14 protein-coding genes are annotated in these 18,543 nt (G+C 42.4%); 5 read left to right on the top strand and 9 right to left on the bottom strand.

Annotated features, from left to right (window positions below):
• Nucleotides 1–4: 4 nt before the first annotated feature.
• Nucleotides 5–331: a DUF6370 family protein gene (locus tag ACST13_RS04845; protein WP_459522096.1), complete on the top strand. Its 327-nt coding sequence runs from the start codon at nt 5–7 to the stop codon at nt 329–331.
• On the opposite strand, the gene ACST13_RS04850 is transcribed toward ACST13_RS04845, so the two are convergent.
• Genes ACST13_RS04850 through ACST13_RS04865 form a run of 4 tightly spaced genes read right to left on the bottom strand, consistent with a single transcriptional unit; the run spans nt 328 to nt 5,862 of the window.
• Nucleotides 328–1,521: a multidrug effflux MFS transporter gene (locus ACST13_RS04850; protein ID WP_459522097.1), complete on the bottom strand. Its 1,194-nt coding sequence runs from the start codon at nt 1,519–1,521 to the stop codon at nt 328–330. The genes ACST13_RS04845 and ACST13_RS04850 overlap by 4 nt on opposite strands.
• Before the next feature lie 46 nt (nt 1,522–1,567).
• Nucleotides 1,568–2,956: a TolC family protein gene (locus ACST13_RS04855; RefSeq protein WP_459522098.1), complete on the bottom strand. Its 1,389-nt coding sequence runs from the start codon at nt 2,954–2,956 to the stop codon at nt 1,568–1,570.
• Complete coding sequence (locus ACST13_RS04860; RefSeq protein WP_459522099.1) at nt 2,946–4,244, bottom strand: HlyD family secretion protein; 1,299 nt, start codon at nt 4,242–4,244, stop codon at nt 2,946–2,948. The genes ACST13_RS04855 and ACST13_RS04860 overlap by 11 nt, the downstream gene beginning before the upstream one ends.
• A complete protein-coding gene (locus tag ACST13_RS04865; RefSeq protein WP_459522100.1) occupies nt 4,231–5,862 on the bottom strand; it encodes a peptidase domain-containing ABC transporter in 1,632 nt (543 codons plus the stop codon). Before ACST13_RS04865 ends, ACST13_RS04860 begins: the two co-directional genes overlap by 14 nt.
• A gap of 84 nt (nt 5,863–5,946) precedes the next feature.
• Between ACST13_RS04865 and ACST13_RS04870 the strand changes: the two genes are divergently transcribed.
• From ACST13_RS04870 to ACST13_RS04880, 3 genes are all read left to right on the top strand, one after another.
• The gene (locus tag ACST13_RS04870) at nt 5,947–6,672 is read left to right on the top strand and encodes a TetR/AcrR family transcriptional regulator (RefSeq protein ID WP_459522101.1); all 726 of its coding nucleotides are present in this window, start codon (nt 5,947–5,949) and stop codon (nt 6,670–6,672) included.
• Nucleotides 6,673–6,819: 147 nt separating this feature from the next.
• Complete coding sequence (locus ACST13_RS04875; protein WP_459522102.1) at nt 6,820–9,558, top strand: DUF7133 domain-containing protein; 2,739 nt, start codon at nt 6,820–6,822, stop codon at nt 9,556–9,558.
• 29 nt (nt 9,559–9,587) lie between these two features.
• Nucleotides 9,588–11,231, top strand: coding sequence for a carboxylesterase/lipase family protein (locus ACST13_RS04880; protein ID WP_459522103.1), 1,644 nt, complete (start codon nt 9,588–9,590; stop codon nt 11,229–11,231).
• On the opposite strand, the gene ACST13_RS04885 is transcribed toward ACST13_RS04880, so the two are convergent.
• The 3 genes from ACST13_RS04885 to ACST13_RS04895 all read right to left on the bottom strand — a co-directional run bounded on the left by ACST13_RS04885 (nt 11,228) and on the right by ACST13_RS04895 (nt 15,844).
• The gene (locus tag ACST13_RS04885) at nt 11,228–14,734 is read right to left on the bottom strand and encodes a family 78 glycoside hydrolase catalytic domain (RefSeq protein WP_459522104.1); all 3,507 of its coding nucleotides are present in this window, start codon (nt 14,732–14,734) and stop codon (nt 11,228–11,230) included. The genes ACST13_RS04880 and ACST13_RS04885 overlap by 4 nt on opposite strands.
• Before the next feature lie 103 nt (nt 14,735–14,837).
• Nucleotides 14,838–15,347 carry a nuclear transport factor 2-like protein gene (locus ACST13_RS04890; RefSeq protein ID WP_459522105.1) on the bottom strand — a complete coding sequence of 170 codons (510 nt, stop codon included), beginning with the start codon at nt 15,345–15,347 and terminating at the stop codon, nt 14,838–14,840.
• A gap of 113 nt (nt 15,348–15,460) precedes the next feature.
• Nucleotides 15,461–15,844 carry a Dabb family protein gene (locus tag ACST13_RS04895; protein WP_459522106.1) on the bottom strand — a complete coding sequence of 128 codons (384 nt, stop codon included), beginning with the start codon at nt 15,842–15,844 and terminating at the stop codon, nt 15,461–15,463.
• 94 nt (nt 15,845–15,938) lie between these two features.
• Here ACST13_RS04895 and ACST13_RS04900 point away from each other — a divergent pair, with 94 nt between their 5' ends.
• The gene (locus ACST13_RS04900) at nt 15,939–16,235 is read left to right on the top strand and encodes a Dabb family protein (RefSeq protein WP_459522107.1); all 297 of its coding nucleotides are present in this window, start codon (nt 15,939–15,941) and stop codon (nt 16,233–16,235) included.
• Here the strand turns inward: ACST13_RS04900 and ACST13_RS04905 are convergent.
• A complete protein-coding gene (locus tag ACST13_RS04905) occupies nt 16,204–17,091 on the bottom strand; it encodes a dihydrodipicolinate synthase family protein (RefSeq protein WP_459522108.1) in 888 nt (295 codons plus the stop codon). The genes ACST13_RS04900 and ACST13_RS04905 overlap by 32 nt on opposite strands.
• Nucleotides 17,088–18,539: a sodium:solute symporter family protein gene (locus ACST13_RS04910; protein ID WP_459522109.1), complete on the bottom strand. Its 1,452-nt coding sequence runs from the start codon at nt 18,537–18,539 to the stop codon at nt 17,088–17,090. The genes ACST13_RS04905 and ACST13_RS04910 overlap by 4 nt, the downstream gene beginning before the upstream one ends.
• Nucleotides 18,540–18,543: the final 4 nt, after the last annotated feature.

Below are 18,543 nucleotides of genomic sequence, written 5' to 3' on the forward strand. Positions count from 1 at the left end.
CTCTATGAAAAAGCTATTTTTATTCTTTTTTTTAGTAGCCTTTGCGGCTTCTGCACAATCTAAGCCGGCAGGGAAGCTGGATGCCTCTAAACCAGTGTTGGAACTAGAAGCGTCTTGTGGTTCGTGTAATTTTAAAATGCCAGGAAAGGAATGCTACCTCGCGGTTAAATATGAAGGGAAGGCCTATGCGGTCGAAGGCACGGGTCTAGACGATCACGGGGATGCCCATGAAGAGAAAGGCTTTTGTATGGCAGTGCGTAAGGCCAAAGTTCAAGGTAACTTGAAAGGCGATAAATTCGTGGTAAGTTATTTCGAGCTTTTAAAGCCTTAGGTGACAATATACTTCCGCCCAATTCCGAACAAAATTGTATTCGCTAGCACAGCACATCCGAAAATGATGATTGCCATGGTGAAAGGAGTTCCATCAAATAGCAATCCGACTAAAGTAGCGCAAACTGCACCCCAAGCCATCTGAATGGAGCCTAGCATCGCAGACGCCGTTCCAGCACCTCGGTGAAAGGGACGCAAGGCAAGTGTCGCTACATTGGGGAAATTGAAACCTTGGCAACCCATAATCAGAAATAATAGAGCGATATTTAATTCCATCGAAAGCAAATCCAATTTAGCTAAAATAGATAAAATCAAACCCAGTATTAATTGCGTGGGTAAGGTCACTTTCAAAATTTGTAAACTCGAATACTTCTTCAAAACCACGCGATTCAATTGACTCGCCGAGATAATTCCGGAGGCAACAATCGCGAAAATGAATCCGAATTTGGACTCATCTACTCCATAATAAGTTAAAAAAGTTAATGGCGCCCCACTTACATAGGTGAAAATACTTCCTGCCCCTATCGCCCCGGTAAAGGCAAAAACGAGGTATTCTTTTTCTTTGAACAAGGACTTGTAAGACGTTAAAATGGTCGTAATTCGAAACGGTCCACCATGTTCCCGGTTGGTCTTTTCAGGTAACCAGGATTTGATCAAGAAGATGATGACTAATAAGATGAAGGCGAGAACTAAAAAGATAGCTTTCCAGCTTGCAATCGTTAATAATAAGCTTCCTAAAGAGGGGGCTAATATAGGAGAAACACCTAGGATCAAAATCATTAATGACATAACCTTGGGGCGTTCTTTTTCCTCAAAAGTCTCTCGAATCACCGCATTAGGGGCTACCATTCCCACGCTTCCACCTAAGGCTTGAAACAGTCGAAAAACAACTAACATTTCAACGGACGTGGAAAAGGCACAAGCAATTGAACTTAAGACGTAGATGGATAAACCGATGTAGAGTACGTTTTTGCGACCGAAATGATCTAATAGCGGGCCGCTAATTAATTGCCCCAAGCAAATACCGAAGAAGAAACTGGATAGCGTATAGCCCATTTCTTCTTGTGAACAATTCAAAGCTAAAGCAATGTTTTTAAATGCTGGCAAATACATATCGATGGACAAAGGTCCAATGGCCGATAAGATTCCAAGAATTAAGATAATTTTCGTGCGGTTCGCAGAATTAGGCATTGTATAGAGGGGTATTTTTGAAGAGGCAAAGGTACGCCCAATTATCTTAAATTAATACCCCCGCACTTGCTTGTAAAGCATAAATAGTTTTGAAAAGGTAGGCTTTCAGTTCCGTTAATTTTTCAGCCGCTTCCATGGCTTTTGTTTCTCGACTATTAATTAAAAATAAAGAGGATTCGCCTTGTGCAAAACGGCTTTCTTCCGCTTTTACTAAGGTTTGGTAGTTTGAAAGGGCCATTTCCTGGGTTCGAATTTGCTTTTTAAGCGCTTCTACCTGGTTATAATAAGAGCTAATTTTTACCTGAATCTGCTGTCTTTTCTGTGCTAAATTCAAGGATTCTTCTTGTATTTTTAATTTTGCTAATTGAAAATCTGCTCTTCCTTTTGATAAGCGAAGTGGCATCTCGAACTTGATACCGTATTGGTAATTGTTCTCAAAAAGCGGACGCACTTCCACGCTAGGTGCAAGCCCTTTAGATAAGGCATTATAAGTCACATCTAGTTTAGGTAATAGGCTTTGAAACTTTAATTTCTTCTCTACCTGCAAGCCTTCAATCTTGTATTGATAGGCGCTTAATTCCGGATGATTTGCATAAGCCTTTTCGAGTAATGACGGAAGATTTAAATCAAAGTCCGCTAATAGGGCAAATTCATTCGCCACCTCTCCTGGTTGCACCTCTGAAGGCAAGTCCTGTGGCGTGTTGTTTTCTTGCCATAAATAGACTGATAAATCAAGTCTAGCATTTTCACGTTCTACCCATTTTGCTTGGTATAAATTGTCAAAATATTGCTGCTGAGTCGTCGCCTCTACCGTATCTACTGCGGGCCTTTCCCCTAATTCCACACTTCGCTTCACTAAGGAAACGCGCGCTTCTGCAATCTGTAGATTTTGATTGACTATTTTTAAAACCCGCACTGATTTGACCCAATTCCAGTAGGATGCCATCCCATCAGAAAAGAGCCCATTTAAGATGGCCCTCTGTTCTTGAAGAGCCATTTTATTCATCAATTTTGCCTGTTGGAGGCTAGCTCTTCGCTGGTCGATGAATAAATTTCTTGCGAGTGGAACGCTAATGCCTATATAGCTAGTTTCACCTAAAGTTTCACTCGAATTTAGGCGCGTTCCTTGTAAATTTTCAAGGCCTGATCGTAATTCTATCCCATACCACGTGGGAATACTAAGCTCAGGAGCGTGGGAGGTATAATAGTTTTTACCATCAAAGGTTTTTTGCGTGCTATAATGACTAAGTATAGGATCAAAACCGCCTCTAGCTTGCAGGATTTGGGCCTCCGATTTCTGCACTCCGATCCCCGCTTGTTTAGCAATCGGATGGTAGGTTTGAACGATTTTCAGGAACGCTTCCGGAAATAAAACGGGCGTCTGAGCAAGGCTCGAAAAACTGAAAAACAAGAAGACAATAAAACTATTTTTCATCCTTTTTCACCGTATAAAAATCTGCTGGGAAACCATTGATATTTCGCCATAATTCATACCAAAGTGGGACATCATTCAATAAGGCAATTCCATTTGCGCCCGCACCCATTTTAATTTGTTTAGGCCATTTTTTCTCTTTCGGATTTTCCACCACGATGACCCGAAACATACCCTCCTCATCGATGTTGTTTTCAACCGCTTTTATCTTGCCAGCAAAGGTTCCAAAACTTTGTTCTGGCCAGCCGCCAGCAAATAAGATTGCAGGGAAACCGTCAAAAATAAAACGAACATCTTGCCCCGGCATCACTAAGGGCAGGTCCACAGGTCGCACATACATTTCCACGGCATAATTTGTATTCGTAGGAACGATGGTTAATAACTCTTCGCCATCTTTCAATATTTCTCCAATACCTGCTTTTTGTGCATTAATTATTTGGCCGCTTTGCGGAGCTAGGATGTAGTACATTCCATCTCGGATGGTATAATTAGCGACCTGGTTTTCTAGCTTAGCTATTTCTCCTTTGCCCGTTTCGATCATGCCCAGGCTTTGGAATTTATCACTCTCTGCCTTGTTCATTTTTTCACTGTATTCCTGGTCCACTCCGCGCAATTCAATCTTCGTATTTTGAATTTCTTGAAGGGTTTGGTTTACCTTATTTTCGGCGATCGTTTTCTTCGCTAAAGCGTTTTGCATCGACGCATTTCTTTGCTGAAAGGTCGTTTGCGAAATCAGACCTTCTTTGAACATTTTTTGATTTCGTTCAAACTGGTCTTTTACTAAATTATACTCGTTCCCTGCCGCATCTAATTCGGATCTTTCTCCGGTTAATTTTTGCTGTAATTGGGTGATTTTATTCGCTAATTGATCCTGTTTTAATTTCTTAGAGGTACGCAGATTCACGATTTGATCCTCCGTTGATTTTACTTTTTGCTCATAATAACCGACCGTTCCTTTTTTAGCATCTAACTGTTCTTCAGTTCTCGAAATTAATTTAGGGTCTAAATATTCTGCTTTGATCTCACTGATTTTTGCCAAAGTATCTCCCTGGTTCACAAAATCCCCTTCTTTCACCCACCAACGATTCATTTTGCCGGCGATGGGGCTATAGATTTTTTGTGGCTTTTGCTCTTGGAATAGGCTGGTAATATTACCTCTCGATTTAATATTTTGGGTCCAAGGTAAAAACAAAATTCCGAGAACGATTAAGCCTAAGCCGATTAACCAAGGCTTTATTCGAGGCCCCTTATCACGTAAGTATATTTCGTTAAAGGACTTAAATTTTTCCATTTTTGATAATAATTTTTTGATCGAATCCCTCCGATTCATTGGTAGAAATAATAACGGTGGCGTCCGACTTTTTGAGCAAAAATTCACGTAAATTTTCTGCTAATTCTGCATCTAAACCAGTCCAAGGATTTTCTAAAAGAAGCAATCTTTTTTCTCCACACAAGGCGCGCAAAAGCAATATTTTTTTAATAATGGATTGTGGAGTTTTTTTACCAATAGGCTCGATGTAGGAATCAAAACCTAAGGGAAAATGATTTAGGAAATCAGCCATTCCTAGTTGATTTGCCGTCTCTAAAATGATGGCTGGAGTGATTTCTGATTTACCTAAACTGATATTCTCATATACAGTGCCTCCAAAAATTTCCTGTCCGGGTAATAATATGCCCGTATGTTTTCGCAGACTGGATAGGCTATAATTTTTTATGGGAACTTTGTTGATCATCAGTATTCCTTGGAAGTCTAGATAATTTCCTGTCAGGATTCGCATAAATAGTGACTTTCCAGAACCATCTGGCCCATTTATTTGTATTTTTTCACCTGAATGAATATGTAAGTTGATGGCTTCTAAAACAGGTTTGCCTGGCTCAAATTCAAAGGAGAAATTTCTCATTTCAATCTCTAAACCTACTCGAGTACTTAGTTCTAAATCTCCGCTTGTTTCTATAGGGCTTTCAGTTACACTTGCTAATTTTTCTAATCCTGTGATCACATCATAGGCACTATCTAAACTAATAATTAGCTTTTCAACTGCGCCTATCAGCAACAATATCACGATTTCTGCGGCTATAAATTCGCCTATATTTAACTGTTGAGTGACTAATAGATAAGAGCCAAAAGTTAACATTAATGTGGTTAAGCTGATCTTAAAAAATAGGAGGGTTTTATATTGAAAAAGTAAAACATGGAAATGTTTTGTTCTAGCCCCTAGGTAGCCACTTACATTTTTATCGGTTCTCTTCAGATTTAAATCCGAACCCTGGCTAAACTTGAAGGTTTTAATTGTTCTTGCAATTTCCCCGAAAAAACCAGCTACTTCGTATTTATAATTCGATTCTTCAATACTTGTTTCTATTCCCCTTTCGCTGGTGTAATATAAAATCAAAACTAAAAGCAGTAATAAAATAAGGCCTAAAATGATGAATAAGGGATGGTACAAGGAAAGCAAAATAATCCCAAAGATAATTTGAACACTGGCGACTGGAATGTCCAATAGTAATTTTGCAAAACCTTTTTGGATATTTACGGTATCAAAAAACCGATTTACTTTCTCTGGAATAAAAAATTTATCCATTTGCTTCAAATCCAGCATGGGGATCTTTTCTGCGAAATCATACGCATATTGAGTGAAGATTCTTTGTTGGATCGACTCGATAATTTTCATTTGATTGATTTGAAACAAACCCATCAGAAAGACACCCAAAACCACTAAAAATATGAGCACATAGATGGAGGTCACCATCGTAGCACCCATCACTAAACCGATGATAGTTTGTACCCCTAGTGGAAGACTTAAGTTAACAATACCACCCAAAATCGAAAATAGATAGATCGAAACAACCTCCTTTTTATGACCTCGGATTAGCGCTTGAATCCTTTTTAGTGGACTTAATTTTTGCATAATTCGTATTTTTCTCCTGCAAAATTATAAATACTTTTTTATATAATAGTAATACTATTATTAATAAATGTTAAAATATCTTTTGTGTTAGTAAATCTATCATTAGATTTGTTGTGTAATAAGCGAATTAAAATGGACTATTCTCTCAGTTTTAAGGTAAACGAAAAGATCTATATTAGAGATCCGGAAAGCACGGAGCTGGGTAGGCAAATCGTTAAAAATGCTATCGATTTGATTTATAAGCTAGGTTTCGAGCACTTTACGTTTAAGAAACTGGCGCTAGAGATGAATACTACGGAGGCGACTATTTACCGGTATTTCGAGAACAAGCACCGCCTACTTCTCTATATATTAAATTGGTATTGGTCTTATATGGAATACTTAGTCGTATTTCAGTTGCAGCCTTTATCTAGTTCTACGGATAAGCTAAATCGCTTAGTTGAATTGCTGACGCACGCGCTACCAGAGAGTGCGGGTCAAACGGATTATAATAAAAATTATTTACACCAAATCGTTATTTCTGAAAGCAGCAAAGTTTACTTAGTTAAAGAAGTGAAGGAGATCAATGAAGAAAAGGTATTCAAGCCATTTAAAGATCTTTGCGCACGCATTTCGGATCTAATTCAGTCCCATAATCCGGCCTATGCTTATCCACATTCCCTAAGTAGTACCCTCATTGAAACGGCTCATTCACAGCTATTTTTTAGTCATTATTTACCTAGATTAACCGATGCGGGGAAGGAGAATAAGCAATTATTTGTTGAGAACTATTTAAAGGATCTATTATTCAAATCCTTGCAGGAAAACTGATCCCCTCCGGACTCCGGACTCATTTCCTACAGATTTCCTAAGCTCTGAAGTAGGACGCACTACTAGGATGAGCTGCCCTGATAATTCGTTATAAGCTCTTGTAATTCAGTGAAATTCTACATTCCTTGTGTAAAATTCTAAACCTACATGAAAAAATTAGCCGTATTATCTTTGGCGGGAATGCTGATGCTTTCTGTTTTGGCCTCCTTTCATTCCACGTCTTCTCGTACAACCTCTTTAGACACCCTGAAAATTCCGGACGGAGTCGATCCGAATGATGAAAACTGGAAAGGGATTGATTTAGCTCCTAAAGCCCCGGTGCAACCTTTGACCATCGATGAGCAGTTGAAGAAGTTTTTGTTGCCTGAGGGCTATAAAATGCAGCCCGTTTTAATGGAGCCACAGATCCAGCAGCCGGCGGAAATCGTGTTTGATGGGAATGGCAGGATGTACGTTTTGGAGTTAAGATCTTATATGTTAGATGCAGATTCCAAAAATGAGTTAGAGCCTACCAGCCGAATCTCGCGCTGGGAAGACAAAAATAATGATGGAATTTACGAGACAGGAACCGCCTTCGTGGACGGATTAATCTTCCCCCGTTTTGTTTTGCCTTATGGCAAAAATAGTGTTTTGACCATGGAGTCAGACCAAGATAATATTTACAAATACACGGATACAAACGGCGATGGCAAAGCCGATAAAAAGGAATTTTTTACTAACAAATATGGTCGTTCAGGCAACGTAGAACACCAGCAAGCCTTCTTGTTTTATGGAATGGATAACTGGCTTTACTCTACTGTTAACGCCTTCCGTATTAGAGAAACTCCGAACGGAATTATTCGGGAGAAAACAGGGGCAAACCGAGCTCAATGGGGAATTACCCAAGATGACGATGGGAAATTATACTTCCAAGGTGGCGCGTCTGGCGTTCCGTCTCACTTTCAATTCCCGATTCAATACGGCAACTTTGAGGTGCCGAATGAACTCGCTGCGGGCTTCGTCGTTCCTTACGGCGCTGCCGTAAAAGTATCCGATATGCAGGGCGGAATGGACGAGGTTCGTCAGCCGGATGGATCTTTAAATCGTGTGACGGGTTCAGCAGGAAATGATATTTTCCGCGGGGATCGTTTACCCGCTTCTGTACGCGGGCAGTTATTTTATGGAGAACCGGTGGCGCGAATTGTACGCCAAATCAACCCTATTAAAAAGGACGGTTTAACCACGCTTCATAACGTTTTCCAAGACCAAAAATCCGAATTTATTCGCTCGACGGATCCCTTATTCCGTCCTATCGATATGGCCACTGCTCCCGATGGAACGATGTACATTGTAGATATGTACCACGGAATTATTCAGGAGGGGCAATGGACGCCTAAGGGCTCTTATTTGCGCACGAAAATCGAGCAATACAAATTAGACAAAGTGGTGGGTTTGGGTCGTATTTGGCGAGTGAGTCACGAGGGCTTTCAGCGCGACACGAAACAACCGCGTATGTACGATGATAAATCGGCGACTTTAGTGACTTATTTAAATCACCCCAATGGTTGGTGGCAAGATATGGCGCAGCAAGTTTTAGTGCAGCGCAATGATAAATCGGTGGTGCCTGCATTAACGGCGATGGCCTTGAAAGGGACGAATGTGAATGGAAGAATACATGCGATTTGGACTTTAGAAGGTTTAGGTTCTTTGAAAGTGGCGACTGTTACTAAACTGATGGCAGACGTGAATCCACGCATTCGCATCCAAGCTTTGAAGGCTTCGGAAACCTTGTACAAAGCAGGCGAAAAAGGATTAGCTGATCTGTATAAAAAAGCATTAAATGATTCGGATAACGAGGTGGTGATGCAGGCGATTTTCACGCAGAAATTCTTGAAGGTTCCGGAACTCGAATCAGGTATAAAAGCCACATTAGCTTCCAATAAATCGGCTGGGGTCAATTTGATCGGAGAGCAAATAATAACACCTCCTAAGCCACGAACGAATGGGCCTTTTAATGCGCCGGAATTGAGCAAGGAGCAAAAGGGAATTTTAGAGCGAGGGGAATTAGTGTTTGCTGAATTATGTTCACAATGCCATGGAAATGATGGGATGGGAAAGCCGATGGGGAATGGGAAATTGTTAGCGCCGGCTTTGTCAGGATCATTCCGCATTCAACAACATCCGGAATATGCGATACGGGTTATTTTACATGGATTAGAAGGGGCGATAGATGGTAAAACTTATGCGGGTGGTTTGATGCAACCGATGAAAGAACAATCTGACCAGTGGATTGCAGATGTGGTTTCGTATATCCGAAATGGTTTATCAAATGATGCGTCTTTCGTCACTCCACAGCAGGTGGCCTCGATTCGAGCAAATACGAATAAGCAAGCGGGGATGTATAAGTTTGAGTCTTTATTGAAGCAGGTTCCGATGGAATTTGTACCGGACCAAAGCTGGAAATTCTATGCCACCCACACTTCATCCACCCGCGTGGGAGGAAATGCATCGCCTAAAAGCGCCTTTAATTATGAAGGCTGGTCGACGGGTAAAACGCAAGAAAAGGATATGGTTTTCCAAGTGGAATTCCCATCAGAATATACCCTTTCTGAGTTCCATTTTACGTCTACTTCTGGGTTTAAGAGAGGCCAAAGACCTGCCGCCGGCGTTACACCCGAATTCACGCACACCTATCCTCGAAACCTGCAAGTAGAGGCCTCGACGAATGGCTCAGATTGGCAGGTTGTTCAAGCAAATGTAAAAGGAACGCAAGGGGATAATATTGTAGCCCTTACACCCACCCGCACGAAATTCTTACGCTTGAAATTAGCGGAAGGAGTTAACGCCGCAGCTAATGATATTACACCTTGGTCGATGCGTTCGATGAAGATTTATGGATTGCGATAAAATAACGGAATTTAAACCTATTAAAAAATATGAAATCTAATCGTAGAAATTTTATCCAATCCCTTGGATTAGGAGCTGCCACTTTAAGTGTGGGCTCGAGTCCTTTGAATTCTCCCACAGCCGTAACATCCACGGATGACCAGCTGCTGTTTGTAGGCGATAATATCGCCGTTGCCACTACAGAGTATGGTCAAGTGCGCGGCTTTGTATTGCGGGGGATCAACCAATTTTTAGGGATTCCTTACGGAGCTGATACGTCAGGCAAAAATCGTTTTATGCCACCCGTTAAACCAGCGGCTTGGAAAGACATTAAACCCTGTGTTTGGTGGGGAAACACCGCTCCTCAAATTATGGAGAAACGTTATTCAAATGCCTATGCCTCTTTCGTGGATCACTGGAATTACGATGATGTATCGGAGGATTGTTTGAAGCTGAATGTGTGGACTCCCGCTATTGATTCTGGTAAACGTCCGGTGGTAGTTTGGTTACACGGTGGCGGTTTTACGAATGGCAATGCCATTGAACAAGATGGCTACCATGGCGAAAATTTGAGTCGCTTAGGCAACATCGTTTTCTGTTCGATTAATCACCGTCTAGGACCTTTCGGATATTCGCACCTAAAGGCAGCTGGAGGTCATCCACATTCAGGGAATGTAGGTAACCTAGATATGGTGGCTGCGCTCGAATGGGTAAAAGATAATATTGCTAATTTCGGAGGGGATCCGAATAATGTAACCATCATCGGTCAGTCGGGTGGAGGAGCTAAGGTGACTTCATTAATGAATATGCCAGCGGCAAAAGGTTTATTCCATAAAGCGGTGGCTTTAAGTGGAACTTCATTAACAGGAGTAAACAAGGAATATGCAGAGAAACTAGGGCTTAAAGTGATGGAAGAAGCAGGTTTACAACCCGGCGAAATCGAGAAATTGCAACAAATTCCATGGAGACAATATATTGATATTACGACGCGTGCAGTAGAAAAATTCGCAGAGGAAGCGAAGAAAATGAACATCTCCCGTGGTGGATTTTCGCCGGTTGCGGATGGGGTGACGATGAATGATCAGCCGTTCTTTTCTGATCCGAATCATTTCTCAGCGGACATTCCGTTGATCATTAATACGACCTTCCATGAGTCTAGCCCTAGCCGGACAGACGCGAGCTTAGAAGAGATCACCTTAGCAGGAGTAGTAGAAAAAATCAAGCCTCGATTCGGTGCGGATGCAGGCAAAATTGTGGAGGCGTATAGCCAAAACTTCCCTAAAGTAAAACCCGTTGAAGTGTGGGCCATGATTCTATCGAATAGAAAGGGAGCCATTGCTGCCGCAGATGCGAAAGTGTCACAACGCAAGGCGCCGGTGTATTTGTCTTGGTTTGGCTGGCAGCCCCCGCTTTTTGACGGACGCATGCGCGCGTTCCACTGTGATGATATTTGTTTTTGGTTCTATAATACAGACCTGATGTTAACACATACGGGTGGCGGGAAAAGACCTCGTGCCCTTTCTTCGAAGATGGCGAAGTCCTTCTTGAACTTCATAAAAACAGGTAATCCAAATGGCGGAGGCCTTCCGTCTTGGAAGCCTTACACGAAGGAAAATGGGGAGACGATGATTCTCGATGATGCCTGTGCACTCGTGAATAATCCGGATGCGATGGGTAGAAAAGCGTTAGGTTAATTCGATTCTACGACAAATTCATAAAGGCCGGCGCCGAGCTCGAATTCTATTCGATCCGCGCTGGTTTTTGTTTTTTCCAGTGGTAATCCTTTCAAGATTTTGCCCTGAGGCAATTTTACTTGAGCGGAGGTATTCGCTGGAATTGTGAAATGGTAGGTCGTCTTATTACCTTTTTTAATCCATTCGCTGGCGATTTTTCCATACATCGTTTCGACGTGACCTTTGGCAGACGTAATTTTACTCGACGGATCTGGCGTAGGCTGTAAAATAAAATGTTGGTAGCCAGGGGAAGTTTCATCGCGCTGAATTCCGAGCGAATGTGTGTACATCCACGCGGCTACAGCCCCGAAGGAATAATGGTTAAACGAGTTCATGCTGTTATTACCTCCAAAACCATTTTCAATGGTATAAGAATTCAATCTTTCCCAAATACTCGTGGCTCCGTTCGCTACCGAATACAACCAAGATGGATAGGTTTTCGTCGTTAACAAGCCATAAGCAATGTCGTGTTTTCCGTTTGCAGATAGGGCTTCGGAGATGGCCGCGGTTCCGATGAAGCCGGTCATCAACGAGAACGGTGGGCGGGCCTCGCCTTGGTCGTCTTTATTCGAGCGTTTGATTGTTTCGACTAAATTTTCCAGCGTTTTAGGGGCATTGCTTGCATTAAAGACGTTTAATGCCAAAGGTATTGCATACGACGCCTGGGTGTCCATCAGCTGGCCTTTGTCGGAGGCTTCTGGTGTAGCGTTCGCATTAGGCGGCCCCATAAAGTCGGTTTTAACACCTGATTTGATAGTTTTAAAGTGGTTTTTATCTACATAAATTTCGTTGAAGGAGATTTTTTTGGCTTCACTTTGGGCTAAAAAAGATGCACCTTCTGCCGTAAATCCTAAAACGTGTGCCACCTTCGACACAATTGCTAAATCAGCCGCCTGGTAGGCCATCCAGAACAGGGTATTGTCGTTCTTATTCCCTTCCGGGCTCAGCCAATCGCCTAGCGGTCCTTCGTTCAAGATGCCGTCCTTTACTTTGGAATCAAGGAAAGTCATATAGCGTTTCATGGCTGGATAATGTTCCGCTAGCATGGCTTTGTCGCCATATTGCAAATACGTTTCCCACGGAATCACGATACCCGCGCTGCCCCATAAGGTCCCGCCAAAACCACCGCCCATTGGAGCTACGTCAGTGAAACGGCCGTCAGCCCGCTGCACATCCCGCATGCCTAGTAAGTGGCGGCGCATGAAGTTATTCACAGGTGCCATCATCGTTGCGGTTTTTGAGAAGACATTGATGTCTCCACTCCAGCCCATTCGCTCGTTTCGGGCCGGGGTGTCCGTCGGAATCGATAGGAAATTGGAGCGCATCGACCACGTGATGTTTAACCATAATTTGTTGACCATTGGGTCAGAGGTTTCATAGTAAGAGCTTATGTTTTTAACGGAGGATAGAACGATTCCTGCGACTTGAGGGAGTTCTGGAGCCTTTTCTATTCCCGTAATCTCTAAATAACGGTAGCCATGGAAGGTAAAACGCGGTTGAATGTATTCGTCTCCCCCTTTCAAAATATGGATATCTTGCGCGAGAGCCGCCCGGATATTTTCGAGCATAATCATTCCTTTCTGGCCTGCGTATTCGGCTAAATCAGGGTAGAGAACTTCGGCAAAACGCTGGGTGATGATTTGACCTGGCTGGCCGTTTTTGATGAAGATTTTAGGGAAGCCGACCATGTTTTGGCCCATATCATAGACATAGACGCCTTTTCTGGGTTCCGAAATGGACTTTGCTTGCAATACTTGTTGCACCGTAACGCGGTCATCAAGGTGATTTACTAATTTCATTCCTTGGTAATCGAGCGCGAAACTGTTGCCTTCTAATGGAATATTAGCTGCCGGCGTCCAGTTTTTATCATTGAAATTTGTCGCTGACCAGCCTTCGATATCTGCGTTTTTCCGCGCATCATAGACCTCGCCTTGGAAGAAACTCCCCACGCGAATGGGTCCATCCGTGAACGATTTCCAGGTGTTTGGATTCGTCTGAATGACCTGCTCTGTTCCGTCCGTGTAGCGAATTTCTAAAGAAGCCAATAAGGATTGACGATCTCCAAAATAGTTCCAACTATCGCCACTGTACGTAATATTACCACTCCACCAGCCTTCGCTTAGCCACGCTCCCCAGGCATTTTTACCCTTATTTAGTAATGAAGTCACATCAAAAACCTGGTAGGTATGCGTCTTGTTGTATTGCGTTAATCCGGGATTAAAAAACTCGTCACCGACTCTTTTTCCATTCAAATACAATTCATAAATGCCGCGTGCCGTGGCATAAATTCGGGCGCTTTTGATTGTTTTTCCCGTAGTTGCCGCAAATTCCGTGCGCAACATCGGTGCGGCGTGACGACTTGGATTAGCAACACTGAATTTTCCGGAAACACTAAAAACCTTGCCATCAAAAGGGAGCTCTTTCCATAGTCCCGGATGTTGATCAGCCTCAAATAACGGATTCGAAGGAAGTCTAAAATTGCGAATAATCACGTCCGAGAAACGTGCTGACTCCCCTGTTGCTGTGGCAAATCCAATCTCCGAAAGCATCGGAAAACTAATGAAATTATTACCCGCTCCGATGGGATTTAAGTTTACGCCAGTTGCCGCGTATGGGCTTGCATTTTTGGGCGTAGGATTTATCTTGTGTGCCTTGTCGACTGCATCGATATAGAAATCAAATACGCCAAAATTGCAATCAGCAAACACAGTATGTTTTTGAGATTTATTCGCTGCATTGATGATAGCTGGAGGAATTTTAAAGCTTTTGAAAGCCTGATCTGCTCGGTCTTTTTTGTCGTAACCTACGCGGTAAATATGTAAGTCCGCTTGTCCTGAATCAGATGTTTCTAGACCGGAAAGGTCTAATTCAAGTCGTACATAAGATTGATTTACTCCGCTATTCACGTCTTGAATATTCAGATTGCGGTTTTGCAACCGAGGATCATTTGCTCCAAAAACAAAGCTCGCTTTCGTGCCTTTATCGATTTGGACCCCATATTGAAACTTATAAACCGATAGGTAATGGGTATAGAAATTCAAGTCATTGGATCCGATCCAATCGGCCCCTTTCCAAGCCTCGAGCGAAGGGTTCAAAAGGCCTGTTTCGAAATTTGCAACCTGTGTCGATTTCTTCTTCGCGGAATCCCAAACCTCCAGCGTCCAGCGGTACGCCGTTTTTGCTTGTAAGGCTTCTCCATTGTATTGAATTCCTACCGAGATGTCTGTGTTTTGCTTTTTAGAATCCCAAACAATCTGGCCAGATTCTGACTGTACGACAATATGATATGCAGTTTGTTTTGCGTTGCGCACACTAGAGTTCATCTGCCATGAAAAACGCGGATGTGCCTCATCAATCCCAAGAGGGGCTTTTTGGTATTCGACTTGTAAATTTTGTAGGGAAAATTGCGCTTGTGCCACAAAAGATAGGACAAACAGCAAACAAGCGAGGATCAACTTTTTCATATTCAATAGGTTTCAACCCAATTTACGAAAAGAATTCGACGCCGGTGTCCTAGGGACAGCAAAAAAACTGTTGCAGCGTCCGCAGGACGCTGCAACAAATAATTTATTTAAACAATTCCGCAACCGCAGTTTTGTCGTAGAATAACCACTCCTCTACTAGCTTGCCATCTTTGATTGCATCCACTGCAAAAGTGACATTCTTAGCAGTTTTATCGCCTCTTGTGTAGATATTAGTCGTGTGGCTCATAACGTAACTAGTGTAGCCTTTTGAAGTAGGCTTATCGAATTGGTTTTCCCAAACCGGACCCACTACAACACTAATTTTAATTCCTTTGTCAGCTGATACTTTAAATATAGACATATTTCCATCGATACCCATTGAATCTAAGTTATCGTGAAATACAACATCAGTAGAATAGGCAGAACGATAAGCTGCCGAATCTCCAGATTCATACGCTGCAATCATTTTTCTTACTAAATCTGTGTTAGCAGAGCTGTCGATGGTGATACCGTTTTGGCCTTTTGCGCCAGTAGAAGCAGCAGCGCCGTCTTCTTTTTTAGCACAAGCGAAAATGCTTCCCGCAAGTGCGAATAATAGAATGAATTTTTTCATTTTTTGGTTGTTAAGGGGTTTTTGTAAGGACCAAAGAACGCGTAATTATTCCCCGTATTCCTTAACAACCAAACAAGCTTTGTCCCCTTTACGGATTTGGGAACATATTTTATCTAGGCATCTACCGCATCATACACGATTACCTTCTTCCACAAATGAGCATAGTTTTTCACAAAGTCGACATGGATGGGGTGATCTTGGTACACTTTTTGGCCTGCTTCATCGTCAAAAAACATCAATTCAGAAACGTCCCAGCTCGTATCTACCACCTCGCGTTTTTCGGTGGATGCTAAAGTCCCAATGTGGATTTCTTTAATAGACGGAATCCCTTTTAAGGCTTTCAATCCCTTAATTAATTGTTGTTTATCCTCTTCGGATGCAGGGTTATTTAGCCAAAAAAACACGTGGTGTAATAAAGGTTTTTTCGCAGCTGCTTTTGCGACTGTTCCGGTGCTCGCTATTAAGCCTGCCGAGGCAATAAAATGACGTCTTTTCATAGTTTTAGATTTTACCTCAATTTACAAGATAAAGGGGCTTTTTGCTAATAAATCATCCCAAATTCTGTATTTTTGGCACCTAAACCCTATGATAATGAGCATTCGACACGCAGGTATTTTTAATTTTAAAGCAACGGTTTCAGCATCGCAGAAACACGCATTTTTTGTGGCGCTTAAAACCTTGGAAGAAATTAACGGGGTAGAAAACATGGAGGTTTCGCGCCAAACCAGCTCCAAAAATAAGTTCAAATACGGCTTCTCGATGGATTTTGCAAACAACGAAATTTACCAGGCCTATTCGATACATCCACAGCATGATGCCTTTGTAAAGGACTTCTTTATTCCCTTAGTGGAGGATTTTATGGAGATCGATACCGAGAAGCTGATGTAAGCAATTCATCTAATTTTGCCTTCAGCGACTCTGTTAAAGGATCTACTTTTCGTCGCGTTGCTAACGAAATAGGGAAGCCCTGTTTTTGCAAAACGTATTTAGCGCTAGTGGGGTAGGCGGAATGCATTAGGTCCATATTTTCAGTCAAAAATGCCTGAAATTCATTGGTAGTATTAGAGCAGAAAGCGGAAATTAAATCCGGGAAAAAGTTTCCTTGAATGCAGGAAAGACCCAACGAGCCAGCGGCTAAGGAGGCTTTGGCATGCACCATATACGCATCATAAACACCGAATTGCTCCCCCATTCCCGCCTGAATTTTTGCCTTTACTTGATCTATATTTAATGACGTATCCTTGTGGTAACAGAGGCGTCCCGAAGCTAATAGCTCCGTTAAAACAGGAATCGAAACCAATCTTTTGTAAGGAACCGGGCATTCATAAATGCCAAAAGGTACGCCCGGCGTCAAATTCATCCATTGATGAATTCGGGCTAAAAAGAGCTCATCCGATTCTTCGGCGCTAACAAATTGATTATTCAAAACGATGACCGCATCGACCCCTAGGGCATATACCTGATTCGAAAAATCAGCCATCTTTTCGATACTTCCACTAAAGGTTCCCGTCGCCACCACCGGCACTCGTCCCACCGTTTGATCCACCACTGTTTTGATCACCTCTAAACGCTCAGAAGGGCTTAGTTCATACATCTCACTCGATAAGCAATTCGCAAAAAGCCCGACCGCTCCGTTGTCGATATAGTGATCACATAGCGCGCGCAAAGTCGTAAAATCGATCGATAAATCGTCGTTAAACGGCGTTAACATAACTGGAATAAAACCGCGCGGCAAGGTGTTCATTTGGCTCGAATTTTATGTAGTAAATAACCGATTCCCACGATACTTAATGTTCCTAAAACAACGGTCATTTTACTGTCTAATGGAATTTGTAAATAGGTGGGCAGCGCATCTTTAAAAGACATTCCAGCGATAAGAATAAGTCCTAAAAATGCCGCGATTTTGGCCTCAGAATTACGCACTTTTTTTGCGAGAAAACCAAGTAAAAATATCCCTAACATTCCTCCTGCAAATATCCCGGAAAGCTTCCACCACACATCCAAAAGGCTTTTTACCCCTATCATACTGATGCCAAAAACAATGCCTAAAGCACCCATGCAAGCGGTGGCAAAAAGCAAGACCCGAAACTGCTTTTTCTCCGTCGCAGAGGGGTCGATGTAACGTAAATAAATATCCTTTAAAAACACGGTTGCAGAGCTATTCATTCCGCTGCTCATCGTGCTCATTCCAGCCGACATTAAAGCCGCCACTAACAAGCCTAAAAATCCGGAGGGGATTTGTGTTTTCATGAAAAAGGGTAATACCCGGTCGCCGTAATCACTAGCTTTTAAGGCCTCTAATGGGATGTTTTTTTCGATGGAAACCTGCTGTTTTAATTCGAGAATAAGCGCGGGATTATCTCCATAAAAAGCATACAGCGCCGTACCGATGAAAAAAAACAAGAAGGAAACGGGCACGTAATACAGAACGCAAAGCCAAATACTTTTCGCCGCATCGCCTGGATTTTTTGCGGTATGGTAACGTTGGATGTAGTTTTGGTCTATACCGAAATTCGTCAAATTAATGAAAAAGCCATACAGCAAAATCACCCAAAAGGAGCTTGTACTCAAATCGAAATTCCAAGTTCCCAGACTAAATTTATCCTCCCGCATTCCCGTTTCAATAATCGTGCTGATGGGAGTCTTCAAAGTAATTAAATACAGAATCATCGCAGCACCCATTGTCTTTAAAATGGCCTGAATTACCTCCGTCCAAATCACCGCTTCCATCCCGCCTAAAACCGTATATAGAATAATGCAAAGACCTGCCACTAAAATAATCAACCGCATATCAATCCCGGTCAGCGCATTCAAAGTCAGCGCAATTCCGTAAAAAATCGTCCCCATTCGGGCTAGCTGCGTAAGTATAAAACAGACCATCGCATAGGTCCGCGCCCATCCGCCAAATCGCTTTTCTAAATGCGTATAAGCACTAATCTCCCCGCTTCCACGGTAAAAGGGCACAAACCATTTCGTCGCTACGATAGCGGCTAAAGGAATAGAAAGACTAAAAACGAAGGGATTCCAGTTAGACCCAAAAGACTTCCCCGGATCACCTAAAAACGTGATGGCACTTAAAAAAGTGGCATAGAAACTAAGTCCCAAAGCCCAGCCCGGAATCGCTCCGGAGGCTGTCGTAAATTGTTCCGAACTCTTATTTTTTCGAGAAAAATAGATCCCGATTCCTATCATGACC

It is taken from the genome of Aquirufa sp. A-Brett2-W8, assembly GCF_054558755.1.